Below are 25,325 nucleotides of genomic sequence, written 5' to 3' on the forward strand. Positions count from 1 at the left end.
CCGCCTGGGATTGGACTGTCAGAATTGGCTTAGAAAATCACCGGAAAGGCGGCAGTCACACTTCGGCGGTGCATTCGGCGACGAGCCGGGGGCGCACTCGCCTCCACGCGCAAGGCGGGACGAAATGAGCAGCATCCGCGCGGCGCCGGACCGATGGCGGATGGCGGGAAGCGGACGACGCGAAGGGAAAAACGGGAGTGAAAAGCGGGAGGGGAAAAACGGAGGGAAAGGCGCGCAGCAGACAGCAGACAGCGGACAGCGAACGGCTGGGGCCGGCATCCGGCATGGCGGCTCCGGCCCGCAAGCGGGGCCCGTCCGTGGCGGGCAGGCGCGGCGAAAGCGCGCCGCGGCCCGGCGAGGCAAGGCAGCGTGGCCGGAGCGGCAACGCTGCCACCCCGTGTGCGCCGCCGGTGCCGTCAGTCGACGAAGGCGCGCTCGATCACGTAGTGGCCCGGCGTGCTGTTCTTGCCTTCGACCAGGCCGGCCGGCTTGAGCAGCGCCACGGTGTCGCGCAGCATCGCGGTGCTGCCGCACAGCATCACGCGGTCGTGCTCGGGCGAGAAAGGCGCGGTGTCCAGGTCGCTGAACAGCTTGCCCGAGGCGATCAGGTCGGTGATGCGGCCTTCGTTCTCGAACTCCTCGCGCGTGACGGTCGGGTAGTAGGTGAGCTTGTCCTTGATCACGTCGCCGAGGTACTCGTGGCCCGGCAGGTCGTGCTTGATGTAATCCATGTACGCCAGCTCGCCCTTGTGGCGGCAGGTGTGGGTCAGGATCACGCGCTCGAAGCGCTCATAGATGTCCGGATCGCGGATGATGGACATGAACGGCGCCAGGCCGGTGCCGGTCGACAGCAGCCAGAGGGTCTTGCCGGGCAGCAGGTTGTCGACCAGCAGCGTGCCGGTCGGCTTCTTGCCGATCAGCACCTCGTCGCCGACCTTCAGGTGCTGCAGGCGCGAGGTGAGCGGGCCGTCCTGCACCTTGATGCTGAAGAATTCCAGGTGCTCTTCGTAGTTCGGGCTGACGATGCTGTAGGCGCGGGCCAGCGGCCTGCCTTCGACATCCAGGCCGACCATGGTGAATTCGCCATTGTTGAAGCGCAGCCCCGGGTCGCGCGAGCAGGTGAAGCTGAACAGGGTGTCGGTCCAGTGGTGGACAGATTGGACGGTTGCGATATTGAATTTGCTCATAGTCTTGCGAGTTCCAGTATCCGCCGGCACGGCAGCGCCAACGGCGGGAACGGCCCCCCAAGGGCGGCTCCCGCTTCAGCGAATGGGACGCGTCAGCAAGCCAAGCGATCACCGCGTCGACCAGCACGTCCACTTCGTCGGGCGCTATTGTAAAGCCCAATCGCGGGCAGCACCGGCACTCGGGCATGAATCTTGATAGTCATAATTCACATATGCTTATGCCGCCCCAGGCCCGGCGGCACGCCAGCCCGGCCCAGCCACGCCATTCCGGGCCATTCCGGGCCATTCCTGGCCATTCCGGGCGCGCCAGACGTCGCCCGCGCGTGCGCCGGCCTCACCCCGGCACCCGTGCCCCGGTGTCGGCCAGCGCGCCCGCGAAGTGGGAAAACGGGTCGAAAACGTCACCTTTCCGCTCGCCTTGCCGCTCAGCTTGCCCGTCACCTCTCCCCTCGCGCACCGCGATCAGGACCAGGGTGGAGCGCCCCGCCGCCGCGCCAGGCTCGGGCCGGCCCAGGGACCAGCGCTTGCCGCAGAGCTGCAGCAGGCGCGGCGCAGCCTCCCCTTCGAGCCATACCATGCCTTTGGCCCGCAGCACCTGCGGCGGCAGCGTATCCAGGGCCTGCGCCAGCGCCGGACGCGAGAACGGCACATGGCTGTCGAAGCGGCTGGCGGCGAAGCGGGCCGCATGCGGTGCGTCCGCCTCCGCCTCCATATCAAGCCCTGTGGCCCCGGCGTCCCCCTCCACCCCGATGCCGAACACCAGGCGCGGATCGACCCTGCCCTGGTGGCAGGCGAGCAGGCGCGCATCCGGCACTTCGGCGGCCAGCCAGCGGCGCAGGCCGGCAAGCGCGGCCGCGTCGGCCAGGTCGGTCTTGTTGAGCAGCAGCAGGTCGGCGGCGCGCAACTGGGCGCGCACCGTATCGCCCACATAGCGGTCGTCGGCGAGCCGGCGCACCGCCTCGGCGTCCACCACGGTGATCACGCCGTCGCCGCGGAAGCCGCCGCCGGCGCGGCCGATCTGCGCGATGCGGCCCGGATCGCCCACGCCGCTGGCCTCCACCACCACCCGGTCGGGCGGCTCGGGCAGCGCCAGCACCTTGAGGAAGGCCTGCATCAGGTCGCCGCCGACCGCGCAGCAGGCGCAGCCGTTGGTCAGCTGCAGGATGCCGCTGCTGGCGGAGGCGCCCGCGCCGCGCGCGATCAGCCCGGCATCGACGTTGACGGCGCCGAAGTCATTGACCATCACCAGCACGCGCTCGCCGCTGCCGCGCCGCAACAGGTGGTTCAGCAGCGTGGTCTTGCCGGCGCCGAGGAAGCCGCCCAGCACCGTGAGGGCGATGTCGCGCGCCATCAGGACTGCCCCGGCGCCGGGAAGACGCGCCCGCCCAGCACCGTGCCCCACACCGGCACATAGCGCAGGGCCTCGCGCGGGACTTCGAGCGGGTCCTGCTCCAGCACGGCGAAGTCGGCATACTTGCCCACCTCGATGCTGCCCGCCACGTGGTCCAGCTTGAGCGTGCGCGCCGCGCCCAGCGTCATCGCCTGCAGCGCGTCGTAGACGGGGATGCGCTCCGACGGGCCCAGGATGCGGCCCGCCGCGGTCTGCCGGTTGACCGCGCACCAGGCGGTGAAGAGCGGCCCGATCGGCGTGATCGGCGCATCCGAGTGCATCGAGTAGGTCAAGCCGCAGGTGCGCGCGGTATTGGCCGCGTTCATGCGGTTGGCGCGGTCCGGCCCCACCGTCATCGCATAGTGGGCATCGCCCCAGTAGTAGAGGTGGTTGGCGAACAGGTTGACGCACATGCCGAGCGCGGCCATGCGGCGGAACTGGCTGGCGTCGGCGAGCTGGCAGTGCTGCAGCGTGTGGCGGTGGTCCCAGCGCGGCTGCTCGCGCAGCACCGCCTCCAGCGCGTCCATGGCGACGTCGGTGGCTTCGTCGCCGTTGGTGTGGATATGCACGGTCAGGCCGGCGCCGTGGTAGGTGGCCAGCAGTTCCTTGAGCTGCTGCGGCGGCACCAGCCACAGGCCGTTGGGCGCGCCATTGTAGTAGCCGGGCCAGCGCAGGCGCGCGGTGAAGCCCTGGATGGAACCGTCGATGACCAGCTTGACCAGGCCGAAATGCAGCTTGTCTGTGTTGTGCGCGCGCGCCTGCCCGACGCGCGCCGCGCCCTTGCCTTCCAGGTCGCGCATCGGCGCGTAGGCCGGCACCAGGCGCAGCGGGTAGTCGGGATCGGCGGTGACACGGGCCAGGTTTTCGATCGAGTCGTCGCCGAGGTCGTTGACGAGGTCGGTGGCGATGGTCACGCCGGCCTGCTGGGCCACGCGCCCGAAGTTCCAGATGCCCTCCTCGGTCTGGCCGGCGTCGAAGAAGACGTTGCCGATGGTCTTGAAGACCAGGAACATCGCGGCGAATTCCTGCAGTTCGCCGCTGGGCCGGCCATCCTCGTCGCGGGCGATGCCGTCGACCGGCGTCTCGGCGTCGATGCCCGCCCGGCGCAGCATGGCGCTGTTGACGTTCATCAGGTGCACGCTGGCGTGCAGCACCACCACCGGCCGCTCGCCCGAGACCTGGTCGAGCTCGCGCACGGTCATGCGCGCGCTGCCGAAGTGGATGGGGTCGAAGCCCCAGGCCAGCAGCGGGCGCGCCGGGTCGTCGAGCGCGGCCTCGGCCTCGCGCAGCCGCGCCACCACGTCCTCCAGCCGGGTCAGGCCGGGCCAGACACGCCCGTCCGGGCCGCGCCGGTCGTAGTAGCCGACGTAGACGAACTTCCACATGCCCCCTTCCAGCAGGTGCGAATGGCCCTCGATCATGCCGGGCATCAGGATCTTGTCGGCGAAGGTCTCGTCGATGCGGGCCGGCCCCCAGCCGCGCACCGAGGCGGCATCGCCGACGGCGAGCACGCGGCCGTCGCGCACCGCCACGTGGGTGGCGCTCGGCTGCAGCGGATTCATCGTGAGGATCTTGCGGGCGACGAAGACGGTGGTGGATTGCGCCGTGGTCGAGTGGGGCATGGAAGACTCCGTGTCGGGTCGGGAGAAGGGTTGGCCGGCCCGCCGGAGCAAGGCCGGGCGAGCACCGGGCGGCAATCGGACGAGCGCCGGGACGCAGCCGGGACGCAATCAGGCAGCGCACGCCGCCGCGCCGTCCGCCGGCACCCCGGCGGGCGCGGCCCCGGGCGCGAACGGCGGCGGCGGGCAAGCCCGGCCGTCGCGCCACACCACGCGGTGGCAGGCCACATGGTGCCCGCCGTCCAGCTCGCGCAGGACCGGTGCCTCGCTGCGGCAGCGCGCCTCGGCGGCCGGGCAGCGCGTGTGGAAATGGCAGCCCGCCGGCGGATCGAGCGGGCTGGGCGGATCGCCCTGCAGCCGGATGCGGCTGTGCCCGTCGCGCCGGGCCGGGTCCTTGACCGGCTCGGCCGACATCAGCGCATGGGTATAGGGATGCAGCGGCGTGCCGAACAGCTGCGCGCGGCTGCCGCGCTCGACGATGCGCCCGAGGTACATCACCGCCACCTCGTCGCACAGGTGCTGCACTACCGCGAGATCGTGCGAGATGAAGACATAGGTCAGGCCGCGCTCGCGCTGGATGCGCGCCAGCAGGTTGATGACCTGCGCCTGGATGGCGACGTCCAGCGCCGACACCGGCTCGTCGCAGACCACCAGCGCCGGATCCACCGCCAGCGCGCGGGCGATGCCGATGCGCTGGCGCTGCCCGCCGGAGAACTGGTGGGGAAACAGCCGCTTCTGGTCCTGGCGCAGGCCCACCAGGGCCATCAGTTCATCGACGCGCGCGGCGATGGCGGCGGGCGCCAGCGCGGTCAGCTGGCGCATCGGCTTGGCGATGATGTCCTGCACGCGCTGGCGCGGATCGAGCGAGGAATACGGATCCTGGAAGATCATCTGCACCTTGGCGCGCAGCGCCGCCAGCGCGGCACCGCGCGCGCCGAGCAGGTCGGCGCCGTCCAGGCTGGCACTGCCGCCGCTGGCCTCGACCAGGCGCAACAGCGCCAGCGCGGTGGTGGACTTGCCGCAGCCGGACTCGCCGACGATGCCGAAGGCGCTGCCGCGGCGCACGCGGAAGCTGACGCCGTCGACGGCATGCACCATCGGCGCCGCCGCGAAGGGATGCGGGCGGCGCAGCGCGTAGTGCACGCGCAGGTCGCGCACGTCGAGCAGGACGTCGTCGCGCGGCACGTCATCGCGCAGCACGTCATCGCGCTGGCCGGAACCATGGGAGGCGGCGGCAGGCTGGCTGGGAAACATGGGCTTGTTCTCCTGCGGGCGGATCGGGATCAGGACAGGATGGACACAGCGGCCGCACCGGCCGCGCCGGACACGGTGGCGCCCTCGTGCGGCGCGGCCGCGCGCTGCCAGCAGGCGGCGGCATGGACGGCCGGCCCGCCCCCCAGGTCCACCAGCGCGGGCCGCTCCTGCCGGCAGCGCGGCAGGGCTTCGCGGCAGCGCGGGGCGAAGGCGCAGCCGGGGCCGAGCTGGTCGAGCGCCGGCACCATGCCGGGGATCTCCGGCAGCGTGCCGGTGCCGGTGCCGGTGCCGGCGCGGGCGGCGGCCGCGCCGGTCTCCAGGTGCAGCACGCATTCGAGCAGGCCGCGCGTGTACGGATGCGCGGGACGCGCCAGCACGTCGGCCACCGCCCCCTCCTCGATCTTGCGCCCGGCGTACATCACCATGACGCGGTCGGCCAGTTCGGCGATGGCGCCCATATTGTGGGTGATCAGGATGATGGCGGTGCCGAACTGGCGCCGCACGTCGCGCAGCAGGTCGAACACCTGCGCCTGCACGGTGACGTCGAGCGCGGTGGTCGGCTCGTCGGCGATCAGCAGGCGCGGCTGGCCGGCCAGCGCCATGGCGATCATGGCGCGCTGGCGCATGCCGCCGGACATCTCGTGCGCATACTGGCCGGCGCGCCGCCGCGGCTCGGGAATCCTGACCGCGTCGAGCAGGGCCACCGCCTCCTCGCGCGCGGCGCGCCCGCGCAGGCCGCGGTGGCGCTCGATCACCTCGACGATCTGGCGGCCCACGGTGAAGACCGGGTTGAGCGCGGTCATCGGCTCCTGGAAGATCATGGCGATCTCGCCACCGCGCACTTCGCGCATGCGCGCCGGCCCCAGCCCGAGCAGCTCGGTGCCGTCGAAGCGGATGCTGCCGGCGGCGATGCGGCCGGGCGCGGGCACCAGCTGCAGCAGTGCCAGGCTGGTCATGCTCTTGCCGCAGCCGGACTCGCCGACGATGCCGAGCACCTCGCCGCGCTCCACGCGCAGGTCCATCCGGTCGATCACGCGCAGGGGGCCGCCGGCACCGGCGAACTCCACGCACAGGCCATCGACTTCGAGCAGGGACATGCGGGCCTCCTTCAGCGCTGGCGCAGCTTGGGGTTGAGAGCGTCGTTCAGGCCATCGCCCACCAGGCAGATGGCCAGCACGGTCAGGAAGATGGCGGCGCCTGGGAACACCACCGACCACCAGGCCTCGAAGATCTGGTCGCGCGAGCTGCCGATCATGTAGCCCCAGCTGGTGACGTCCGGGTCCGACAGGCCGATGAAGGCGAGACCCGACTCGAACAGGATGGCCACCCCCACGTTGAGCGCCAGGGCCACGATCAGCGGCGGCGACGCGTTGGGCAGGATCACGCGCAGCATGATGTCGCGCCCGGAGGTGCCGATGGCACGCTCGGCGCGCACGAACTCGCGCTCGCGCAGCTTGAGGAACTCGGCACGCGTGAGCCGCGCCAGCGGCGGCCAGCTGACCAGCCCGATGGCCAGCACCACATTGCCGATCTTGGGCCCGAACACCGCCACCAGCACCATCGCCAGCAGGATCGGCGGCAGCACCTGGAAGAACTCGGTGACGCGCATCAGCACGTTGTCGACGTGGCCGCGGTGGTAGCCCGCCAGCGCGCCGACCAGCACGCCGATCACCAGCGTGGCGGCGGTGGCCGCGAGGCCGATCGCCAGCGTCACGCCGGCGCCGTGCAGCAGCCCGGCCAGCACGTCGCGGCCGAGGTAGTCGGCCCCCAGCGGCGCATCGGCCGAGGGCGGCGACAGCGGCGCCGCCACCACGTCCTGCGGATTGACCGCGTACAGCTGCGGCCCGAGCAGGCCCGCCAGCGCGATCAGCAGCAGCACCAGCGCGCCGAGCACGGCGCCGCGGTTGTGCAGGAACAGCTTCCAGCCCGTGTTCATCGGCGTCTCCTCAGCCCGTGGTGCGGATGCGGGGATCGAGCAGGCTGTAGAGCCAGTCGGTCAGGATATTGGCCGCCACCACCAACAGGCCGGACATCAGCAGGATGCCGAGCATCAGCGGGTAGTCGCGGTTGAGCACCGCGTCCGAGGCCAGGCGCCCCAGGCCCGGCCAGTTGAACACCGTCTCCACCAGCACCGCGCCCGCCATCGCATGCGAGAACTGCAGGCCGGCCAGCGTGACGATGGGCAGCAGCGTGTTCTTCAGCGCGTGGCGGTACACCACCACGCCTTCGCTCATGCCCTTGGCGCGCGCGGTGCGGATGTAGTCGGCGCCCAGCACGTCCAGCATGGTGGCGCGCGCCTGGCGGCTGTACTGCGCCAGGTAGATCATCGACAGCGACAGCACCGGCAGCACCAGGTGGTGCAGCACGTCGAGGACCAGGACCCAGCCCTGGCCGCGCTCGCCCATGGTGTACATGCCCGAGGCCGGGAACAGCGGCAGCCAGTAGGCGAACACGATCAGCAGCATCATGCCGCTCCAGAACACCGGCGCGGCGAAGCCGGCCAGCGAGATGAAGGTGACCGCCGCGCTGAGCGCGCCGCGCGGCCGGTGCGCCGACACCGTGCCCAGCAGCGTGCCGGCCACCACCGCCAGCAGCAGCGCCGGCAGCACCAGCATCAGCGTGTTGGGCACGCGTTCCAGGATCAGTTGCAGCACCGGCTGGTGGAAGAACAGCGAATCTCCCAGCTGGCCGTGCAGCACGTTGCCGACATAGGCCGTCAGGCGGTGGCCGAGCCCGGCATCCAGGCCGAGCTGGCTGCGCAGCGCCGCCACCTGCTCGGCGGTGCCGCCGCCCGACTGCGCGGCGATCACGTCGGCCACGTCGCCCGGCGCGGCCGACAGCAGCAGGAAGTTGAGCACGATCACGGCCAGCACCATCACGGCGCCGGCGCCGAGGCGGCGCCCCAGGTAGAACAGCGTCTGCATCGAAGCCTCTCGCTATGCGCGCGGCGGCGCGGCGCCAGGCGCATGGCCCGGCCCCGCCGCCATCGCAGGGGATCCTCGTCGGGCCGCTCACTTGGCCCAGTACACCTCGTCGAACGGCGCGAACACGCCCCAGATGCCGTCCGGCAGGCCGCGCAGCTGCTTGCTGGCCACCGTGCTGTATGGCGTGGTATTGAGCCAGGCTACTGGCAGCTCGGTATTGACGATCTGCTGGAAGCGGTCGTAGATGGCTTTGCGCCGCGCGGGATCGGTCTCGACAGCGCCCTGCGCCAGCAGCTTGTCGACCTCGGCGTTGGCGTAGCCCTGGGTGTTGGACCAGATCACGCCCTTCTTGATATTGCTCGACATATAGGTGCGCGCCACCCCGATCACCGGGTCGCCCCAGTTGAAGACCGCGTCGGTGGTCATGTCGAAGTCCCAGTTGGCGATGCGCTGCGACCAGGTGGGGAAGTCCGGCGAGGGCCGCAGCTGCACCTTCACGCCCACCTTGGCGAGCTGGGGACGCAGGTACTCGGCGACCAGTTGCGAGGTGTCGGGCGCGCCGGGCAGGAAATCGAGCCGCAGCGCGAAGCGCATGCCGTCCGCCTTGCGCGCGAAGCCGGCCTCGTCGAGCAGCTGGTTGGCGCGCGCCAGGTCCAGCTTGTAGGGATTGAGCGTCTTGTCGTAGAGCGGGCTGGACGGGTGGATCGGGCCCAGCGCCGGCTGCGAGCGGCCGCGCTGCAGCTTCTGCGTGATGAAGTCGCGGTCGATGGCGTAGGCGATGGCCTGGCGCACCTTCAGGTTGGCCAGCGGTCCCTGGCGTACGTTGAAGGCCAGCCAGTTGAGCGCGCCCACGCCCTCGTAGCCCGCCTTGCCCACCACCAGCTTGGGGTCGGCGGCGAGGCGGTCGAGGTCGGCGATGCGGAACGGTGCGTAGGCCACGTACTGGATATCGCCGCGCTGCATCGCCAGCGCGGCGGCGGCGCGGTCCGGCACGATGTTGTAGGTGATCTTGTCGAGGTAGGGACGGCCCTTGCGGAAGAAGCCGTCGAAGCGCTCCAGCACGAGGTATTCGCCGGGCTTGTACTCGCCGAACCTGAACGGGCCCGAGCCGATCGGCGCGTTGTTGTGCGGGTTCTGCCGGATCGGCCCGTCGCCGTACACATGCTTGGGCAGGATGGGCATCAGCGACGGCGTGGACAGCGCCAGCAGCAGCGCCGGATCGGGCTGCTTGAGGCGGAACACGGCGGTATGCGGGTCGGGCGTCTCGACCTTGTCCAGCGCGGCCAGCATGGCCGGGCCGAAGGGATGGTTGGCGCGCACCGCCTCGGCCGAGAAGGCGACGTCGGCCGAGGTGACCGGCTTGCCATCATGGAAGCGCGCCTCGGGGTTGAGCTTGAAGGTGTAGGACAGGCCGTCCGGCGCCGCGCTCCAGCTATCGGCGAGGTAGGGCTTGAACTGCCACCTGGCGTCGGCCTGCAGCAGGCTGGCGAACAACTGCGCGGCCGGCACGCCGGTCGCCACGCCGGACTGGATGGCCGGGTTCAGCGAGTTGATGGCGGTGATCGACAGCACGTTGAGGTTGCCGCCGCGCGCCGGCTGGGCGGGCTGGGCAGCTTGTGCGGCGGCGCTGCCGGAGACGGCGGCGCACCACATGGCCGCACTGGTGCAAAGCCCCGCCAGCAGGCGGCGCGGGCGCGTAAGACACGTCGACATCGATGCTCCCCTTTTGCCATGCCGGCCTGGCGGCGGCACGGCAGGATCGAAGGCACCCCGCGCCGGCGCGGGCAGGCGGGGGCGGCGTTCTGCATGCTGCGTGTTGCGTGTTGCGTGTTGCGTGCTGCGTGCTGCGTGCTGCGTGGTGGCTGGCATGCGGCGCGGCATGCAGTCCTGCGGGGAAGCGCCGCGGCATCGCCGCCCAGGCGCGATGCCGGCTTCGCATGGAACCGTCGAGCGGTGGAGCGGTGGAAGGTCGGACCGCCCCGGGCCGGCTGGCGCACAGGCAACCCCCGTGGCCCCTTTATATGCGAGCCAGGGAAGCTGCCGTTAGGTCCAGTTGGGACGTATCGCTTGGGCCAGCAGGATCGGCGCGCGGCGCCCCCCAGCCGGCAGGCGGGGGAGCGGCTCGCGCGCGGTCTGTCAATGGCGGATTTCCTGGGCGGGCTGGCGGGCGCCGCCCGGCAGCGCTCAGGCGGCGCTCAGGCGGCGGTCGCAGCCAGCAGGGCCTCCACCTGCGCCAGCGCCGGCGCGTGGGCGCCGGCATGGGTCGCGGCCACGGCGGCGCTGGCGGCGGCCCAGCGGGCCTGGCGCGCGGGCGCGGCACCGGGCTCGCGCAGCAGGCCGGCCATCCAGCCGCCCATGGCGGCGTCGCCGCAGCCGACGGTGTCGGCCACGGCCACGGCGAAGACCGGCTGCTCGTAGCGCTGCGCGCCGTCCAGCAGCACCATGCCTTGCGCGCCGCGCGTCAGCAGCACGCGCGCGCGCGGCGCCAATGCGCGCAGCGCGGCCAGCGCGCCGGCTTCGTCGTGCCGCGGGTAGAGGCCGCGCAGGTCCTCGTCCGAGACCTTGATGTAGTCGGCCAGACGTGCCAGGTGGGCGAACACCTCGGCGTAGTCCGGCGCGCGCATCGGCTCGCGGAAGTTGGGATCGAAGGCGATGCGCTTGCCGGCGGCGCTGGCCAGCGTGGCCTCCTCGCACAGGCGCGCGGCCAGCGGCTGGCGCGCCAGGCTGAGCGAGCCGAAATGCACCACGAGGGCTGCCTGGCGCCAGCCCTGCGGCAGGCGCGCCGGATCGAAATGGAGGTCGGCGCTGTCGTCGCCGACGAAGAAATAGCGCGGCGGATGCTGGGCACCGACGAAGGCCAGCAAGGGCGAGCGCGGCACCCGCTGCAGGAAGCGCAGGTCGAGGCCGGCGTCCGCGCTGGCCTCGGCGAGCTGGTCGCCCAGCTGGTCCTCGCTGATGGCGCCGGCAAAGGCCGTCGGCACGCCCAGGCGCGCGCCGACGCGCGCCACGTTCCAGCACGAGCCGCCCGGCAGGCCCAGCCATTGCTGGCCGCCCTGGTGGACCATGTCGGTCAGGGCCTCGCCGAACACGACGTAGGCAGGCAGGGTGGCATTCATCCGGCGATCTCCTCGGGCAGCGCGGCTGCGCTGGCGGCACTGGCGGCACTGGTGCCAGCGGCCGCCGTGGCGGCGGCACGCGCGCGGCGGATCAGGGCGGCCGTGGAGGCATCGTGCGCGCACGCCGGCCCGCCCTCCAGCTCGCGCGCGATGGGCGCGGCGAGCTGCTTGCCCAGCTCCACGCCCCACTGGTCGAAGGAATTGATGTTCCACAGGGCGCCCTGCACGAAGGTGCGGTGCTCGCACAGGGCCAGCAGCGCGCCGAGATGGCGCGGGTCGAGCCGCTGCAGCAGCAGGGTATTGCTGGGACGGTTGCCTTCGAACACCAGGTGCGGCACCAGTGCCTCGTCGCGCACGCCCTGCGCACGCACCTCGTCGGCGGTGCGCCCGCGCAGCAGCGCCTCGGACTGGGCGAAGCAGTTGGCCAGCAGCTTGCTGTGATGGCCGGGCACCGCGTGCACCGGCTCCAGCGCGGCAATGAAGTCCACCGGCACCCAGTGCGAGCCCTGGTGCATCATCTGGAAGTAGGCATGCTGCCCGTTGGTGCCGGTGGTGCCCCACACCACCGGCGCGGTCCCGCAGGCGGCCGGCGTGCCGTCGAGCTGCACCGACTTGCCGTTGCTCTCCATCTCCAGTTGCTGCAGGAAGGCCGGCAGCAGTTCCAGCGGCTCGCAGTACGGCGCCACGCAGCGGCTGGCGGCGCCGAGGAAGCTGCGGTTCCACACGTCGAGCAGGCCGAGCACCAGCGGCATATTGGCCGCCGCCGGCGCCTCGGCGAAATGCCGGTCCATCTCGCGCGCGCCGTCCAGCAGCGCGCGGAAGGCGTCGAAGCCGAGCGCCAGCGCGATCGGCAGGCCCACCGCCGACCACAGCGAGAAGCGGCCGCCCACCCAGTCCCAGAAGGGAAACATCTGCTCCGCGCCGATGCCGAAGGCAGCCACCGCCTCGCGGTGGGTGGAGACCGCGGCGAAATGCCGGGCCAGCTGGTCCTCCGGCACGCCCTGGCGCAGGAACCAGGCGCGCGCGGTATGCGCGTTGGCCATGGTCTCCAGGGTGGTGAAGGTCTTGGAGCAGACCACCACCAGCGTGGTGGCCGCCTGCACGCGCGCCAGCGCCGCGGCCAGGTCGCTGCCGTCGACATTGGCGACGAAATGCAGGCGCGGGCCGCCGCCCAGGTGGCCGAGCGCGCGGCACACCATGCGCGGACCGAGGTCGGAGCCGCCGATGCCGAGGTGGATCACATCGGTGATGGCGCGGCCGTCCCAGCCGCGCCAGGCGCCCTCGCGCACCGCGCCGGCAAAGCGCGCCATGCGCGCCAGCACGGCTTCCACCTCTGCCGCCACCGGCACGCCGGCCGCCTGGAAGCCGTCCTCGGGGCGCGCGCGCAAGGCCATGTGCAGGGCCGCGCGCCGCTCGGTGGTGTTGACCGGCTCGCCGCGGAACATGGCGTCGCGCTTGCACAGCACGCCGGCCTGCTGCGCGAGTTCGTGCAGCAGCGCGATGGCGCCGGCGTCGACGCGGTTCTTGGCGTAGTCCAGCGTCAGGCCGGCCGCCTCCAGCGTGAAGGCGGTGCTGCGCGCCTCGCCGGCGGCGCCGGCGAACCAGTCGCGCAGGTGGACGTGGCGGATGCTCTCGGCATGGGCCTGCAGGGCCTGCCAGGCAGGTAGGGAGGACAAGATCATGTCGGCTCGGGTGTGGTCGTGGGCGGACAGGCTGGGGACGATAGCAGAGACGGGCGCCCGGCGTCCCGCATGTCAGCGCGCTTTGTCACGGTCAATTCTTCGCTTGGGCCGGTGCATTCCCGCGGCATGCCGCTCTCACAGCTCCTCGTGCCACACCGCGCCGTCGCGCGACAGCAGCGCCGAGGACGCGGCCGGGCCCCAGGTACCGGCGGTATAGAGCTTGGGCGCGAGGCCGCTGTCGGTCCAGGCCTGCTGGATGGGCGCCACCCAGCGCCAGGCCTGGGCCTGCTCGTCGCGGCGCACGAACAGCCCCAGGCGGCCGCGGATCACGTCCAGCAGCAGCCGCTCGTAGGCTCCGGTCTTGCGTTCGTGGCGGGCGCCCTGCCCGCGCGGCAGCATGCGCTGCAGGTCGAGCGAGGCCGGCTGCAGCGCCTGGGTGTCGCCGGGCTGCTTGACGAGGAAATGCAGGCGGATGCTCTCCTCCGGCTGCAGCGTGATCACCAGGCGGTTGCCGGGCTCATGGTCGAGCGGGCGCGGGAACACCGAGTAAGGCACGTCGCGGAACTGCACCACGATTTCCGCCACGCGCGCCTGCATGCGCTTGCCGGTGCGCAGGTAGAACGGCACGCCCGCCCAGCGCCAGTTGGCGATCTCGGCCTTGATGGCGACGAAGGTCTCGGTGCTGCTGTCGGCAGCGATGCCGGGCTCGCCGGCATAGCCGGGCACCGGGTTGCCGGCGGCGGCACCGCGGCAATACTGCCCCCGCACCACCCTCTCGGCCACCTCATGCTGGGCGAGCGGGCGCAGCGCCTTGAGGATCTTCAGCTTCTCGTCGCGGATGGCGTCGGCCGACAGGCTCGACGGCGGCTCCATCGCCACCATGCACAGCAGCTGCAGCAGGTGGTTCTGCACCATGTCGCGCAAGGCGCCGATGCCGTCGTAGAAGTTGCCGCGCCGCTCCACGCCCAGTTCCTCGGCGATGGTGATCTGCACGTCGCGCACCCACTCGCGCCGCCACAGCGGCTCGAACAGCGCGTTGCCGAAGCGGATCGCCATCAGGTTCTGCACCGACTCCTTGCCCAGGTAGTGGTCGATGCGGTAGATCTGTTCCTCGCCGAAATGCCGCCCCACGGCGTCGTTGATCGCCTCCGACGAGGCCAGGTCGTGGCCCAGCGGCTTCTCCAGCACCACGCGCACGCCGGCGTGGTTGAGCCCGGTGCGGGCGAGCTGCTCGCAGATGGGCACGAACAGGTGCGGCGCGGTGGCCAGGTAGCACACCACCACCGGGGCGCCGCGCGCCTGCACCAGCTCGGCCAGCGCGTCGAAGCCCTCGGGCGCGCGGGCGTCCACCTGCTGGTAGGCCACGCGCTCGAGGAACTGCCGCCAGGTGTCGACAGCGACGGCGCCCGGCAGCATGGGGCGCACCTCGCTCTCCAGCATATCGAGATAGGCCTCGCGCGACATCGCCTGGCTGCCCAGCGCCAGGATGCGGCCGCGCGGATGCAGCGTGGCGCTGGCATGGGCGTCGAACAGGGCGGGCAGCAGCTTGCGCCGGGCGAGGTCGCCGGTGCCGCCGAACAGGACGAAGTCGAACTCGGGCACGGCGTTGGGGTCAGGGCGGTTCATGGTGCGGTCTGTCGAAGGGAGGGGCGCCGGTCAGCGGGGGGCCGACCAGCCTTGGTATTGGCCGACGTTGGCGCGCGTGACCAGTGTCGGCGGCAGCAGCACGGTGCGGCTGGCCGGCGCCTGGCCGTGCATCAGGCCGATGCCGATCTGCACCGCGGCGCGGGCGATGGCCCACGGATCCTGGCTGGCCGAGGCCTGCACCAGGGTGTCGGACTTGAGCGCGGCCTCGATGTCGGGCGCGCCGTCGACCGAGGCGATCAGGATGCCACGGCGGTTGAGCTGGCGTGCGGCCAGGTCGGCGCCGATGGCCTGCGGGTCATTGATGGTGAAGACAGCGTCGATCTTCGGGAAGCGCGTCAGGTAGAGCTGCATCACGTTGAGGCCGCCCTCGCGCGAGCCCTTGGCATCCTGGTCGTCGGACAGCAGGTGCAGGCCGGGATGCTCGGCCAGCACGCGCTTGCAGCCGCGCACGCGGTCCAGCACCGCCGACACCGGCGGGCCGTTCTGGATGATCACGTTGCCGCGGCCGCCCAGGCGCTCGGCGAGGAAGCCGCAGGCCAGCTCGCCCGCCCGCGTGTTGTCGGTCTGCACCACGGCGTCGGCACCGGCGGCCCCGACGTCCACCGCCACCACCACGATGCCGGCGCGGCGCGCCTTGCGCACCGCCGGCTCGATGGCGCGCGCGTCGGCGGCGTTGATCAGGATCAGGTCCACCTGCGAGACGATGAAGCTGTCGATCTGCGTGAACTGCTTGTTGAGGTCGTAGTCGGCCGACAGCACGGTGACCTTGGCCTGCGGGTTGGCGGCCTTGGCCGCGGCCTCCGCGCCGCGCGCCAGCGCGACGAAGTAAGGGTTGCCCAGCGAGCCCAGCGTGACGCCGACCTTGCGCAAGGGCCGTTCCGCCGCGGCCGCCGGCGGCGCGGCGGCCGGTGCCTGCGCCGCGCTGCGGCCGCTGCCGGCGGCCAGGGCCGCCAGCAGCGCGACGGCAATGGCGGCGATGATGGCGGCGGCACGCGCCAGCGCTGTGGGGAAGTAGCGTGTCAGCACGTCGTATCTCCTGCCCGATGTGTCTCGTTCCCGTTTCCCGTGTCCCATGTCCTGTGTCCCGTCAGGTGCGCGCCGAATCGCGGCGGCGGTAGCGGTCCAGCGCCACGGCGCCGATGATCACCAGGCCCTTGACGATGTACTGCCAGATATCGGAGACGCCCAGCAGCACCAGGCCGTTGGACAGCACCGCGATGATCAGCGCGCCCACCAGGGTGCCGCCGATCGAGCCGGTGCCGCCGACGAAACTGGTGCCGCCCAGGATCACCGCGGCGATGGCGTCGAGTTCGTAGGACTGGCCGAGCTGCAGCCCGTTGGCGGCATACAGCCGCGCCGCCGACATCACGCCGCCCAGGCCCGACAGCAGGCCGGACATCGCGTAGACGAACAGCAGCACCACCCACACCTTGATGCCCGACAGGCGCGCGGCCTCCGCATTGCCGCCGACCGCGTAGATCTGCATGCCCAGTACCGTGCGGCGCAGTACGAACCAGCACAGCGCCACCACCGCGCAGGCGATCACCACCAGCCAGGGCACGCCGAGCAGCTCGCCGTTGCCGAGGAAGGCGAAGCCGATGTCGGGGTTGTAGAGGGTGCTGTCGTGGCCGGCCAGGCGGGCCAGCCCGCGCACGGCGGTCAGCGTGCCGAGCGTGACGATGAAGGGTGGCAGCTTCATGAAGGCGACCAGCGCGCCGTTGACCAGGCCGAACGCCAGGCCGCACAGCAGCGCCGCCGGCACGCTGAGCGCGCCGAGCTGCGGCACCAGCGACACCAGCATGGCGGCCACCGCCGAGATCGACAGGATGGAGCCGACCGAGAGGTCGATGCCGCCGGTCAGGATGACGAAGGTCATGCCGGCCGCCAGCACCAGGTTGATCGAGGCCTGCTGGGCCACGATGGAGAGGTTCTGCCAGCTGGCGAAATGGTCGGTCAGCACGGCGAAGGCCGTGCACAGCAGCAGCAGGATGGGCAGCATGCCCAGGGCGCGCAGGCGTTCCTGCGCGGTGGGTCCGGCGCCGGCCAGGGCCGCGCCGGGGGCGTGGGTCAGCGAATCTTGCATGGTCGTCTCCTGCGGGGGCGGGCGTGGCGCCCTTCTGGTCTGTGGGTTCCGGTCCAGGGTTCCGGTCTGTGGTCCGGGTGTGCGGCCGGCGGCCTCAGTGCCGGAGCGGACCGGCGGCGGCAGCGCCCGCTGCCGCGGACATGGCCGCCACGGTTGCCGGCATGGCGTCGTCCGGCCCGGCCGCGCCGGTTGCCAGCGCGATGATGCGTTCCTGCATGCGTGCCGCGCTGTCGCCGGGATGCACCTCGCCGGCGATCTCCCCCGCGCGCATCACCAGCACGCGGTCGCACAGGCCCACCACCTCGGGCAGCTCGCTGGAGATCAGCAGGATGGCCACGCCTTGCCGGGCCAGGGCATCGATCAGGGCATAGATCTCCGACTTGGCGCCGATGTCGACGCCGCGCGTGGGCTCGTCCAGGATCAGCACGCGCGGACGGATCTCCAGCAGGCGCGACAGCATCACCTTCTGCTGGTTGCCGCCCGACAGCGCGCCGACGTTGACGCGCGCGTGCGGCACGCGGATGCCCAGCGCGCGGATGGCGCGCTCGGTGCGGCCGCTGCCGGCGGCGCGGTCGAGCCGGCCGAAGCGGCGCGCGTCGCGCCCCGCCACGATCAGGTTGATGTTCTCGTGCACGCTGTGGTCGAGGAACAGCCCCTGCAGCTTGCGGTCCTCGGTCAGGTAGGCGATGCCGGCCTCGATGGCCTGGCGTGGCGTGTCCAGGCGCACCGGCGCGCATGCGCCGCCGCCCTGCCCCGCCAGCCGCACCTCGCCGCGCAGGCGCGCGTCGGCGCCGAACACCAGCCGCGCCAGTTCGGTGCGCCCCGCTCCCACCAGGCCCGCCAGTCCCAAGACCTCGCCGGCGCACAGGTCGAAGCTGCAGCCCTTGACGCGGCGCCCGTCCGCCATGTCGCGCACGGACAGCACGGCCCGGCCGGCGCCGGCCTGCTGGCGCGCGGCGCCGTGGTCCTTGGTATAGAAGCCGGACAGGTCGCGTCCCACCATCATCTTCACCAGCGCCGCCTGCGACAGCTCGGCGCGCGCCAGCGTGCCGACGAAGCCGCCGTCGCGCAGCACCGTGACGCGGTCGGCCAGTTCGTCGATCTCCGCCATGCGATGGCTGATGTAGAGGATGGCCAGGCCCTGCCGGCGCAGTTGCCGGATCAGCGCGAACAGCCGCTCCGTTTCATGCGTGGACAACGGCGTGGTGGGTTCGTCCATGACCAGGATGCGCGCCTCGAAATGCACCGCGCGCGCGATCTCCACCAGCTGGCGCTGGGCGATCGACAGGCCGGCCACGGCATCGAGCGCGCCGAAGTCGGCGCCCAGGCGCGCCAGCGTGGCGGCGCAGGCCTGCGCCATGCCGGCGCGGTCGACCAGGCCGTGGCGGCGCAGCGGACGGCCGAGATAGACGTTCTCGGCCACGCTCAGGTTGGGGGCCAGGCTCAGCTCCTGGTAGATCACCGCCACGCCGAGCGCGCGCGCGGCCTGCGGCCCGTCGATGGCCACCTCGCGCCCGTCGATGCGGATGCTGGCGCCGGCGTCGGGCAGGTAGGCGCCTGACAGGATCTTCATCAGCGTGGACTTGCCGGCGCCGTTCTCGCCCATCAGCGCATGGACCTCGCCCGCATAGGCGGTGAGCTGCACGTCGCGCAGCGCGCGCACGCCGGGGAAGGTCTTGCTGATATGGCGCAGCGCGAGCAGCGGCGCGGTGCGCGCGGCATCGACGGTATGTTCAGGCGACGACATCGCTGGCCTCCGGGATCCGGGCCGACGCACCCTTGAGCCATTCGGCGCGCGGCGAGAAATTCATGAACAGCGGCAGCGCGGCGGCGCCCACGGCGCCGGCGTTGGCGCCGAAGCCGCCGCGCACCACGCGCGGCGCCCGCCGCGCCTCCGGCGCCCCCTCGTCGAGCGCCGCCTGCAGGCGCGCGATCAGCGTGCCGACCAGGCCGGCATCGACGTCGGCATCGAAGACCAGCAGGGGCACGTCGAGCACCGCCAGCGCCGCCTGCATGGCCGGCGCCAGCGCGTCGATGCAGTCGTCGAGCCACTGCGCCACGGCCACATGGCCCTGCGCGATGTGCGCCTCCAGGTCGGCGTGGCCGTCCACCTGCGCGCCGTGGTGGCGCAGGTGGCGCGCCAGCGCGTTGAGCGAGGCGCGCGCCAGCAGGATGTCGCGGGCCCGCCCGGTGCGGGGCGCCGAGTCCAGCGTGCTGGGCGCCACCGGCATCATGCCGATGTCGCCGGCATTGCCCGACACGCCGCGCACGCAGTCGCCGTCGAGCACCACGCCGCCGCCGATCGCCGGGCCGAGGAAGACATAGAGGAAATCCTGGGCGTGGTGGCGGCCGTAGAACAGCTCGGCGATGGCGGCCGCGGTGCCATCGTTCTCGCTGAACACCGGCAGCCCGGTGGCGGCGGCCAGCGCCGCGCCGAAATCGGTGTCGTCCCAGGCATGGAAGCTGTCGCGCAGGGCCGCGTCCTGCAGGTCCAGCTCGCGCAGCCAGGCGCCCAGGTTATAGGGTTGGGCCAGGCCGATGCCGAGCAGGCGCTTGCGCTCGGCCGGCGCCAGCGCCTCGCATAGCGCATCCAGGTCTTCGCGCACCATGGCCAGGGCCTGCTGCGGATGGGGCAGGACCTGCTGGCGCGCACGGCTGGCCAGGATGCGGCCGCTGAAGTCGACCAGCACGCACTCGATGCTGGCTCGGTCCAGCCGCACCCCGAGGCCGAAGGCGCCGCGCGGCTGCAGCCGGATCAGGCTGGCCGGCTGGCCGCGCTGCCCGTCCTGGCGTCGTCCCGCTTCGCACACCAGCCCCTCCTCGGTCAGCGTCTGCACGATGCTGCCGACCGCGGTGTTGGTCAGCTCGGCCATGCGTGCCAGGTCGGCCTTGGAAGCCTCGCCGGCACGGCGCAAGGCGAGCAGCAGGGCCCGCTCGTTGTAGAGGCGGAGGCTGGCGGAGTTGACCCCGCGTCCGGCCTTGGAAAGCGACATGCTGTCTCCTGTCCCGGTCGTGCGCGGCACCGGCTGGTCCGGACCGCGTCACGCCTCGATTAATTAATTCACGTTGAATTAAAGATTAGGACGGAGACCGGCTCAAGTGGGGACAAACCCGGAGACGACGGTTGGAGAGGGTGCGGCTACCCGCTGCGGGAAGCTGAAAATGCAGATTGCGACACTTACGACCGGTCAGCCGCTCGGCCGCCCAGTGGCGCAGGCTGCGCCCGGACCGCGCTCAGTCGGCCTTGGCGGCAGGCGCGCTGGCCGCCACGCCGGCGAGCGGGAGCGGCTCGAAGAGATGGTGGTGGAGATGGCCGCCGGCATAGACCGGCCGCTGCGTGCGCACGCGCTCGATCACGGCCCGGTCGGAGCCGCTGGCGGCCGAGCGGTACAGCAGCGGCACCGCGGCCAGCGCCAGGGTCACCACACAGGGCAAGGCAAGGTGCAGCAGTTTCATGGCCGGCCGCCGGCGCACGGGAAGTGCGCCCGCAGGCGCTGCAGCGACAGGGGAATCGACGGGGACGGCGGGGGGCATGCAATCGAACGGCGGTAGAACGCAACGCTACGGCGCAACACTGCAGCGCAACACTGCAGCGCAACAGAAGAGCGCAACAGAAAAGCGCAAAGACCGCGATCCTCGCACAGCGGCGGCCGCATGACCAGAGGCAGACCAGCCGCGCGGCGTGGCCGCCGCCCGCCAACGGCAGCGCAGGCTCAGCCGGCGCGGGCCGGCGTGGGCGCCGTGGCGGCCTGGCCGCAGGAAGCCTGCTGCAGCGCGGCGCGTTGCGCGGCACGCTTCTCGGCGCGGGCGCGTTCGATCACGGTCCAGTCGGGACCGGCGAGGGCAGGCAGGGCGGCGGCCAGGGTAGCGGCGCCGGCCAGGGCGAGGATCAGGGTCTTCATGGCGAGGAGGAGAGGGAGTCGGGGGGGCAAGGCGGGGGAGCGGAGCGGCCGGCAGGCCCGGACAGGCACCGGACCTGCCCTGCTGCGCCTGCCGGCGGCGCCCGCCTTCCCCGAACTGGGGGAGGAGGAAGGCGGTCCGCCGCCGGCCCGTGTAGAAAGGCCCGCCGCCCTGCCCCGCCATGCCGGCGCGCTCTCCTGGAGGACGAGGCGCGGCGGTCATGGCGGCACGCATGCCGGACGGCGGACAAGGCGAAGCCTGGTGTGATGCCTGTGCTGCGATGCCTGCGGGCAGCGCTTGCTGCCCGAGCCGGCCGTGCCGGCCGGAAACGTCAGACGGGTTGAGCGGAAACGCCGGTCAGGTCGCGGCCGGCCAGGTCCATGCCGCCGGCGCGGTTGCCTTCGCTATAGGGATCGCGCGGCGCGTTGCCGCGTGCGCCTTCGCTGTAGGGATCGCGCTTGCCGAGGTTGGCACCTTCGGAGTAGGGGTCGCGCTTGCCGAGGTTGGCGCCTTCGGAGTAGGGGTCACGCTTGCCGTTATGCATGGTGTAGCCGTAACGGTCGCCGGCAATGCCGCTATCCCGCGGACCCGATGCATTGGCCTGAGCGCTGGCCAGGACGCAGGCGCTGAGGGCGGCTGCGGTTGCAAGGGTCTTGAGGAGCTTCGTGTTCATGATGGTTAAGCAGGTTTGGGGGAGGACGGCACTTCCATTTTCACGGTGCGGGATGGGCGGATCTGCGTCCCGCGCGCCGTCCTGTTCGCCTTTTGAGCTGTGCATTCGGCAATCGCGTCGTGCACAGGAACCCAGTGTAGCCATGGGTCACTCATTCTAGAAGTGATTTATTTTTCTTTTGTCCAGTCGGTTTTTTCATAGAAAGAACCGGACAAGCGGGCGGGCAGGCAATCTGCGCTTCAGTCAGATCGGCGGGGACATGCTGGGACGAACGCCGACGGCTTGGCAGGCAAGGCATGGCAAGGCGCGTTCGCTGCCGGACGCAGCTTGGCGCTTCGCGCTTGCCTCAGGCGCACCTCACGCGAAGGGAAGAAGCCGGGCAGCTCAGGTTGCAGGTGGTCCGGGATAGCGTTGACGCGCGTGGAGCACGGCCAGCGCCGTCACGGTCATCTCATTCTCTTCCAGGATAACGAGATAGTTCTCGTGCGCGACCAGTTCGCGCGTGCCGGCAACGCGGCCCGGCCTGCGGGGAAACAAGGCGTCGGCCAGTCTAGCCACCTGGTCATCGATGTGGGGCCACAGCGTGGCGCCTGCGCGCGGATTGCCCTGCGCAATATAGGCCTCGATTTCATCCAGGTCGTCCCGGTAGCTCTGCGTGCGCAGCACGACCTTCATGGGCTATCGAGCTGACGCCGCTTGGCCGCCCGGATCGCTTCCCATTGGTCCGGCTCGATGCGCTGGTTGCTGCCGTCGTCGAGGCCGGCACGCGCTGCCTCGACCTTCTGCTGCAGCCATTCGGCATGGGACAGTGCCTCATGCGCCGCCTTCATCCGCGCCGCAGCATCCTCGCGCGTCCGCTGGCCCGCGGACACGCTGTAATTGCTGGCGTCGATCCCGTCGATCCTGACGATATGCAACTCCCTCCGCAGGTATTCGACACAACTGTCCAGGCTGCGCCAGGTGCGCGGCCTGTCGTCACGTTGGGTCCCCAACGGGGTGTCCTGCGCGCCGATCCGCAAGGTCACGGACCAGCCACCGGGCTGGCCGACAATGGCGGCACCGGTGATGACCGACGCCTCGACGAGACGACGGGCGTTGGGCGTGTCTATGGTTCGGGTCCTCACTCGCACCTCCTTCACACAACAGGAAGCAGTCTGACAAATACTAGATAAAAACTCAATTACCTCACAAAAAATGCAGTATCAAATACTTTCAGGAATGGGAAATCCGTCTCGCCGACGACGAATTGCCATCAATCGCGCGCCGTAGCCGGCACTTCCCGCACCGCCGGCGCCTGCTGCCAGCCCCCGCCCAGCGCCACGAACAGGCCGATCTGGTTGAAGGCGAGCTGGCTGTCCGAGGCGGCCAGGTCCATTTCCGCCGATGCCAGGCTGCGTTCCGCGTCCAGGCTCGACAGGTAGGGCGTGCGCCCCGCCTGGTAGAGGCGCCGCTGCTGCGCGGCGGCACCGGCGGCCTGGTCGCGCGCGGCGCGCAGCGCGGCATTGCGTTCCTGCTCGCGCCCGTAGCGGCTCAGCGCGGTGCGGGTCTCCAGCAGGGCCTTGAGCACCACGCCGTCAAAGCGCGCCAGCGCCGCGTCGGCGCCGGCTTCCATGCCGTGGATGCGCGGGCGTACACCGTTGGTGGGCAGGTTCCAGGTAATGCCGGGGCCGATGCCCCAATGCGCGGTCGGCCCGGTGCCGAAGTCCGACAGCATGCCGGTGAGGCCGGCCGAGGCGCCGATGCGGATGGACGGATACAGATCGGCCGTGGCCACGCCGATGCGCGCGGTGGCGGCAGCCAGCTCGCGCTCGGCCTGGCGCACGTCCGGGCGGCGCTTGAGCAGCGCGGCGCCGTCGCCCACCGGCAGCGGACGGCTCAGGCGCGGCTCCTCCTCGCAGGCGAAGGCCTCCGGCGCCAGCGAGCCGGGCGGCTGGCCCAGCAGCGCGGCAAGCCGGAAGCCCGCGCCTTCGCGCTCGGCCTCGAAGCGCGGCAGCGCCGCGCGCAGGGTGTCGGCCTGGGCCTGCGCGCGCATGGCGTCGGCCGGCTGGCCGCGGCCGGCGGCCACCAGCTTGCGTACCAGTTCGGCCTGGTGTTCGGCCAGCCTGGCCTGCTGCGTGGCCACCTCGTGCTCGTGCGTGGCGGCGCAACCCTGCACATAGGCACGCACCGTCTCGGCGACCACGCCGACGCGCGCCGCGTCGAGCGCGGCGGCACCGGCTTCGGCGCCGGCCAGCGCGGCTTCGTCGGCGCGCGCGAGCTTGCCGAAGAAGTCGATCAGGTAGGACACCGAGAAGCCCGCATCGCCGATGCTCAGGGCCGGGATCTTCTCCGTCTTGAGCAGGCTCTCGCCGGACAGCTGGGTGCGCTGCGCGCTGCCCCAGAGCGCGCCCTGCGGCAGGTTCTCGGCCTCCACCTCGTGGTAGATGGCGATGGCGCGGCGCAGGTTGGCGGCGGCCGCGCGCAGGTCGGTATTGGCGGTCAGCGCCTGCCGCACCAGCTGGTCGAGCCTGGCATCGTCGTACAGGCGCCACCAGTCGTCGGGCGGCGCGTCGGCCGAGACCCCGGCCGCGGCCCGGGCCCCGTCCGCGCCGTCGCCGGTGAGCGGGCCATTGGCGGCGGGCGCCTGCACCAGCGCCTGCGCCGGCACGTGGTAATCGGGGCCGACGGTGGTGCAGCCGGCCAGCAGCGTGGCAACCAGCAACGGCAGCGCAGCCAGGCGCGGGGTCCTCATGAGCGGCTCCCCTGCGGCGCCGCGGCCGCGCCGTCTTCCCGCACCGACACCGTGGCGGTGCGGCCGGACACCAGCCGCACGCCGGCCGGCACCGCGTCGAAGACGATGCGCACCGGCACACGCTGCGCCAGCCGCACCCAGTTGAAGGTCGGGTTCACGTTGGGCAGCAGGGTCGCGCCGTTGCTGCGGTCGCGGTCTTCGATGCCGGCGGCGATGCTCTGCACGTGGCCCCGCAGCGGCTGCGCTTCGCCCATGATGCGGATGTCGACCGGCGCGCCGACACGGATGCCGTGCAGCTTGGTTTCCTCGAAGTAGCCTTCGACATGGAAGGACTCCACGTCCACCATCGAGAACACCGGCTTGCCGGTGCTGACATAGTCGCCCAGGCGTGGCAGGCGGTCGTTGACATAGCCCTCCACCGGGCTCAGCACGGTGGTGCGCGCCAGGTTGAGCTGCGCCACCGCCACCGCGGCCTCGGCCTGGGCCAGCGCCGCCGCGCCCTCCTCCACGCGCGCCCGCCCCTCTTCCACCACCTCGGCCGACACCACGCCGCTCAACGCCACGCTGCGCGCCGCCTCGCGCCGCGCCTGCGCCAGCACCGCGCGGCGGGCCGCGGCGTTGGCCTGCGCCTGGCGCAGCGCCAGCGCGAAGCGGTCGCGGTCGATCACGAACAGCGGCTGGCCGCGGTGCACGCGCTGGTTGTCCTTGACCAGCACCTGCGTGACCAGTCCGGAGACATCGGGCGCCACCTGCACCACCTCGGCACGCACATGGCCGTCGCGCGTCCAGGGCGCCACGGTGTAGTACTGCCACAAGTGGAAGGCGACGCAGGCGGCGAGCGCCGCCGCGGCCAGGGTCAGCACGACGGAAAGAAGGGAACGCGGACGGAAACTCATGGGTGCAACCAGCGCGCGGCGGCCACGACGCCACCGAGCAGCAGGGTGTAGAGAGCAAGGTTGAACAGGGAACGGTGCCAGACCACGCGATAGAAGCCGGCGCGGGCCAGGCCAGCGCGCAGCAGCACCATCAGGACCAGGGCCAGCAGCATCAGCAGCAGCAGCGTCGGCACGAACACGCCATAGACGTTGATCTCGCCGCTCATCGCATCTCCCGGCGGGC

At 71.7% G+C, this 25,325-nt stretch carries 23 protein-coding genes; all 23 read right to left on the reverse strand.

Features of this window, described 5'->3' with window-relative positions; all coding sequences use genetic code 11:
• Nucleotides 1-416: 416 nt before the first annotated feature.
• The 23 genes from BKK79_RS21930 to BKK79_RS22040 all read right to left on the reverse strand — a co-directional run bounded on the left by BKK79_RS21930 (nucleotide 417) and on the right by BKK79_RS22040 (nucleotide 25,308).
• A complete protein-coding gene (locus BKK79_RS21930; protein ID WP_071018710.1) occupies nucleotides 417-1,187 on the reverse strand; it encodes a ferredoxin--NADP reductase in 771 nt (256 codons plus the stop codon).
• Nucleotides 1,188-1,521: 334 nt separating this feature from the next.
• Nucleotides 1,522-2,538 (reverse strand): CobW family GTP-binding protein, encoded by a 1,017-nt coding sequence (locus BKK79_RS21935; RefSeq protein ID WP_071038785.1) that lies wholly within the window; start codon nucleotides 2,536-2,538, stop codon nucleotides 1,522-1,524.
• Complete coding sequence (locus BKK79_RS21940) at nucleotides 2,538-4,199, reverse strand: amidohydrolase (RefSeq protein WP_071038786.1); 1,662 nt, start codon at nucleotides 4,197-4,199, stop codon at nucleotides 2,538-2,540. Before BKK79_RS21940 ends, BKK79_RS21935 begins: the two co-directional genes overlap by 1 nt.
• Nucleotides 4,200-4,307: 108 nt before the next feature.
• Nucleotides 4,308-5,450, reverse strand: coding sequence for an ABC transporter ATP-binding protein (locus BKK79_RS21945; RefSeq protein ID WP_084085046.1), 1,143 nt, complete (start codon nucleotides 5,448-5,450; stop codon nucleotides 4,308-4,310).
• Between the two features lie 29 nt (nucleotides 5,451-5,479).
• Nucleotides 5,480-6,547, reverse strand: coding sequence for an ABC transporter ATP-binding protein (locus tag BKK79_RS21950; RefSeq protein ID WP_071038787.1), 1,068 nt, complete (start codon nucleotides 6,545-6,547; stop codon nucleotides 5,480-5,482).
• An 11-nt stretch (nucleotides 6,548-6,558) separates the two neighbouring features.
• Nucleotides 6,559-7,386 carry an ABC transporter permease gene (locus tag BKK79_RS21955; RefSeq protein ID WP_071018701.1) on the reverse strand — a complete coding sequence of 276 codons (828 nt, stop codon included), beginning with the start codon at nucleotides 7,384-7,386 and terminating at the stop codon, nucleotides 6,559-6,561.
• Between the two features lie 10 nt (nucleotides 7,387-7,396).
• Nucleotides 7,397-8,374, reverse strand: a complete 978-nt coding sequence (locus tag BKK79_RS21960; RefSeq protein WP_071038788.1) for an ABC transporter permease — start codon at nucleotides 8,372-8,374, stop codon at nucleotides 7,397-7,399.
• An 87-nt stretch (nucleotides 8,375-8,461) separates the two neighbouring features.
• A complete protein-coding gene (locus BKK79_RS21965) occupies nucleotides 8,462-10,087 on the reverse strand; it encodes an ABC transporter substrate-binding protein (RefSeq protein ID WP_198173387.1) in 1,626 nt (541 codons plus the stop codon).
• Between the two features lie 482 nt (nucleotides 10,088-10,569).
• The gene (locus BKK79_RS21970) at nucleotides 10,570-11,490 is read right to left on the reverse strand and encodes a carbohydrate kinase family protein (RefSeq protein WP_071038790.1); all 921 of its coding nucleotides are present in this window, start codon (nucleotides 11,488-11,490) and stop codon (nucleotides 10,570-10,572) included.
• Nucleotides 11,487-13,169 carry a glucose-6-phosphate isomerase gene (pgi, locus tag BKK79_RS21975; protein WP_071040286.1) on the reverse strand — a complete coding sequence of 561 codons (1,683 nt, stop codon included), beginning with the start codon at nucleotides 13,167-13,169 and terminating at the stop codon, nucleotides 11,487-11,489. Before pgi ends, BKK79_RS21970 begins: the two co-directional genes overlap by 4 nt.
• 138 nt (nucleotides 13,170-13,307) lie before the next feature.
• Nucleotides 13,308-14,798: a glucose-6-phosphate dehydrogenase gene (gene zwf, locus BKK79_RS21980; RefSeq protein WP_071018694.1), complete on the reverse strand. Its 1,491-nt coding sequence runs from the start codon at nucleotides 14,796-14,798 to the stop codon at nucleotides 13,308-13,310.
• 30 nt (nucleotides 14,799-14,828) lie between these two features.
• Entirely contained in the window at nucleotides 14,829-15,764 is a 936-nt protein-coding gene (locus BKK79_RS21985) for an ABC transporter substrate-binding protein (protein WP_232346492.1), read from the reverse strand.
• 142 nt (nucleotides 15,765-15,906) lie between these two features.
• Nucleotides 15,907-16,902, reverse strand: a complete 996-nt coding sequence (locus BKK79_RS21990) for an ABC transporter permease subunit (protein ID WP_084085050.1) — start codon at nucleotides 16,900-16,902, stop codon at nucleotides 15,907-15,909.
• A 94-nt stretch (nucleotides 16,903-16,996) separates the two neighbouring features.
• Nucleotides 16,997-18,649, reverse strand: a complete 1,653-nt coding sequence (locus BKK79_RS21995; RefSeq protein WP_071038791.1) for a sugar ABC transporter ATP-binding protein — start codon at nucleotides 18,647-18,649, stop codon at nucleotides 16,997-16,999.
• Nucleotides 18,636-19,895, reverse strand: a complete 1,260-nt coding sequence (locus tag BKK79_RS22000; RefSeq protein WP_071038792.1) for an ROK family protein — start codon at nucleotides 19,893-19,895, stop codon at nucleotides 18,636-18,638. Before BKK79_RS22000 ends, BKK79_RS21995 begins: the two co-directional genes overlap by 14 nt.
• A 241-nt stretch (nucleotides 19,896-20,136) precedes the next feature.
• The gene (locus BKK79_RS22005; protein ID WP_071018689.1) at nucleotides 20,137-20,358 is read right to left on the reverse strand and encodes a hypothetical protein; all 222 of its coding nucleotides are present in this window, start codon (nucleotides 20,356-20,358) and stop codon (nucleotides 20,137-20,139) included.
• Nucleotides 20,359-20,615: 257 nt separating this feature from the next.
• On the reverse strand, nucleotides 20,616-20,804 hold the full coding sequence (locus tag BKK79_RS22010; RefSeq protein WP_071038793.1) for a hypothetical protein: 189 nt from the start codon (nucleotides 20,802-20,804) through the stop codon (nucleotides 20,616-20,618).
• A 329-nt stretch (nucleotides 20,805-21,133) separates the two neighbouring features.
• Entirely contained in the window at nucleotides 21,134-21,475 is a 342-nt protein-coding gene (locus tag BKK79_RS22015) for a hypothetical protein (RefSeq protein ID WP_071018686.1), read from the reverse strand.
• A 384-nt stretch (nucleotides 21,476-21,859) separates the two neighbouring features.
• Complete coding sequence (locus BKK79_RS22020; protein WP_071038794.1) at nucleotides 21,860-22,150, reverse strand: type II toxin-antitoxin system RelE/ParE family toxin; 291 nt, start codon at nucleotides 22,148-22,150, stop codon at nucleotides 21,860-21,862.
• On the reverse strand, nucleotides 22,147-22,599 hold the full coding sequence (locus BKK79_RS22025) for a hypothetical protein (protein ID WP_071018684.1): 453 nt from the start codon (nucleotides 22,597-22,599) through the stop codon (nucleotides 22,147-22,149). The genes BKK79_RS22020 and BKK79_RS22025 overlap by 4 nt, the downstream gene beginning before the upstream one ends.
• Nucleotides 22,600-22,727: 128 nt before the next feature.
• Nucleotides 22,728-24,206 (reverse strand): efflux transporter outer membrane subunit, encoded by a 1,479-nt coding sequence (locus BKK79_RS22030; RefSeq protein WP_071018682.1) that lies wholly within the window; start codon nucleotides 24,204-24,206, stop codon nucleotides 22,728-22,730.
• The gene (locus BKK79_RS22035; RefSeq protein ID WP_071038795.1) at nucleotides 24,203-25,102 is read right to left on the reverse strand and encodes an efflux RND transporter periplasmic adaptor subunit; all 900 of its coding nucleotides are present in this window, start codon (nucleotides 25,100-25,102) and stop codon (nucleotides 24,203-24,205) included. The genes BKK79_RS22030 and BKK79_RS22035 overlap by 4 nt, the downstream gene beginning before the upstream one ends.
• Entirely contained in the window at nucleotides 25,099-25,308 is a 210-nt protein-coding gene (locus tag BKK79_RS22040; protein WP_071018678.1) for a DUF1656 domain-containing protein, read from the reverse strand. The genes BKK79_RS22035 and BKK79_RS22040 overlap by 4 nt, the downstream gene beginning before the upstream one ends.
• Nucleotides 25,309-25,325 lie beyond the last annotated feature (17 nt).

The organism is Cupriavidus sp. USMAA2-4 (genome assembly GCF_001854305.1).
Classification (GTDB): domain Bacteria; phylum Pseudomonadota; class Gammaproteobacteria; order Burkholderiales; family Burkholderiaceae; genus Cupriavidus; species Cupriavidus malaysiensis.

Coding starts and splice junctions, on each gene's coding strand:
- BKK79_RS22015 (WP_071018686.1), bottom strand. CDS start 21,475: ATGAACACGAAGCTCCTCAAGACCCTTGCAACCGCAGCCGCCCTCAGC.
- zwf (WP_071018694.1), bottom strand. CDS start 14,798: ATGAACCGCCCTGACCCCAACGCCGTGCCCGAGTTCGACTTCGTCCTG.
- BKK79_RS22005 (WP_071018689.1), bottom strand. CDS start 20,358: ATGAAACTGCTGCACCTTGCCTTGCCCTGTGTGGTGACCCTGGCGCTG.
- BKK79_RS21930 (WP_071018710.1), bottom strand. CDS start 1,187: ATGAGCAAATTCAATATCGCAACCGTCCAATCTGTCCACCACTGGACC.
- BKK79_RS22035 (WP_071038795.1), bottom strand. CDS start 25,102: ATGAGTTTCCGTCCGCGTTCCCTTCTTTCCGTCGTGCTGACCCTGGCC.
- BKK79_RS21995 (WP_071038791.1), bottom strand. CDS start 18,649: ATGTCGTCGCCTGAACATACCGTCGATGCCGCGCGCACCGCGCCGCTG.
- BKK79_RS21960 (WP_071038788.1), bottom strand. CDS start 8,374: ATGCAGACGCTGTTCTACCTGGGGCGCCGCCTCGGCGCCGGCGCCGTG.
- BKK79_RS21945 (WP_084085046.1), bottom strand. CDS start 5,450: ATGTTTCCCAGCCAGCCTGCCGCCGCCTCCCATGGTTCCGGCCAGCGC.
- BKK79_RS21955 (WP_071018701.1), bottom strand. CDS start 7,386: ATGAACACGGGCTGGAAGCTGTTCCTGCACAACCGCGGCGCCGTGCTC.
- BKK79_RS22030 (WP_071018682.1), bottom strand. CDS start 24,206: ATGAGGACCCCGCGCCTGGCTGCGCTGCCGTTGCTGGTTGCCACGCTG.
- BKK79_RS21965 (WP_198173387.1), bottom strand. CDS start 10,087: ATGTCGACGTGTCTTACGCGCCCGCGCCGCCTGCTGGCGGGGCTTTGC.
- BKK79_RS21970 (WP_071038790.1), bottom strand. CDS start 11,490: ATGAATGCCACCCTGCCTGCCTACGTCGTGTTCGGCGAGGCCCTGACC.
- BKK79_RS21950 (WP_071038787.1), bottom strand. CDS start 6,547: ATGTCCCTGCTCGAAGTCGATGGCCTGTGCGTGGAGTTCGCCGGTGCC.
- BKK79_RS22040 (WP_071018678.1), bottom strand. CDS start 25,308: ATGAGCGGCGAGATCAACGTCTATGGCGTGTTCGTGCCGACGCTGCTG.
- BKK79_RS21935 (WP_071038785.1), bottom strand. CDS start 2,538: ATGGCGCGCGACATCGCCCTCACGGTGCTGGGCGGCTTCCTCGGCGCC.
- BKK79_RS22000 (WP_071038792.1), bottom strand. CDS start 19,895: ATGTCGCTTTCCAAGGCCGGACGCGGGGTCAACTCCGCCAGCCTCCGC.
- BKK79_RS21940 (WP_071038786.1), bottom strand. CDS start 4,199: ATGCCCCACTCGACCACGGCGCAATCCACCACCGTCTTCGTCGCCCGC.
- BKK79_RS22010 (WP_071038793.1), bottom strand. CDS start 20,804: ATGAAGACCCTGATCCTCGCCCTGGCCGGCGCCGCTACCCTGGCCGCC.
- BKK79_RS21990 (WP_084085050.1), bottom strand. CDS start 16,902: ATGCAAGATTCGCTGACCCACGCCCCCGGCGCGGCCCTGGCCGGCGCC.
- BKK79_RS22020 (WP_071038794.1), bottom strand. CDS start 22,150: ATGAAGGTCGTGCTGCGCACGCAGAGCTACCGGGACGACCTGGATGAA.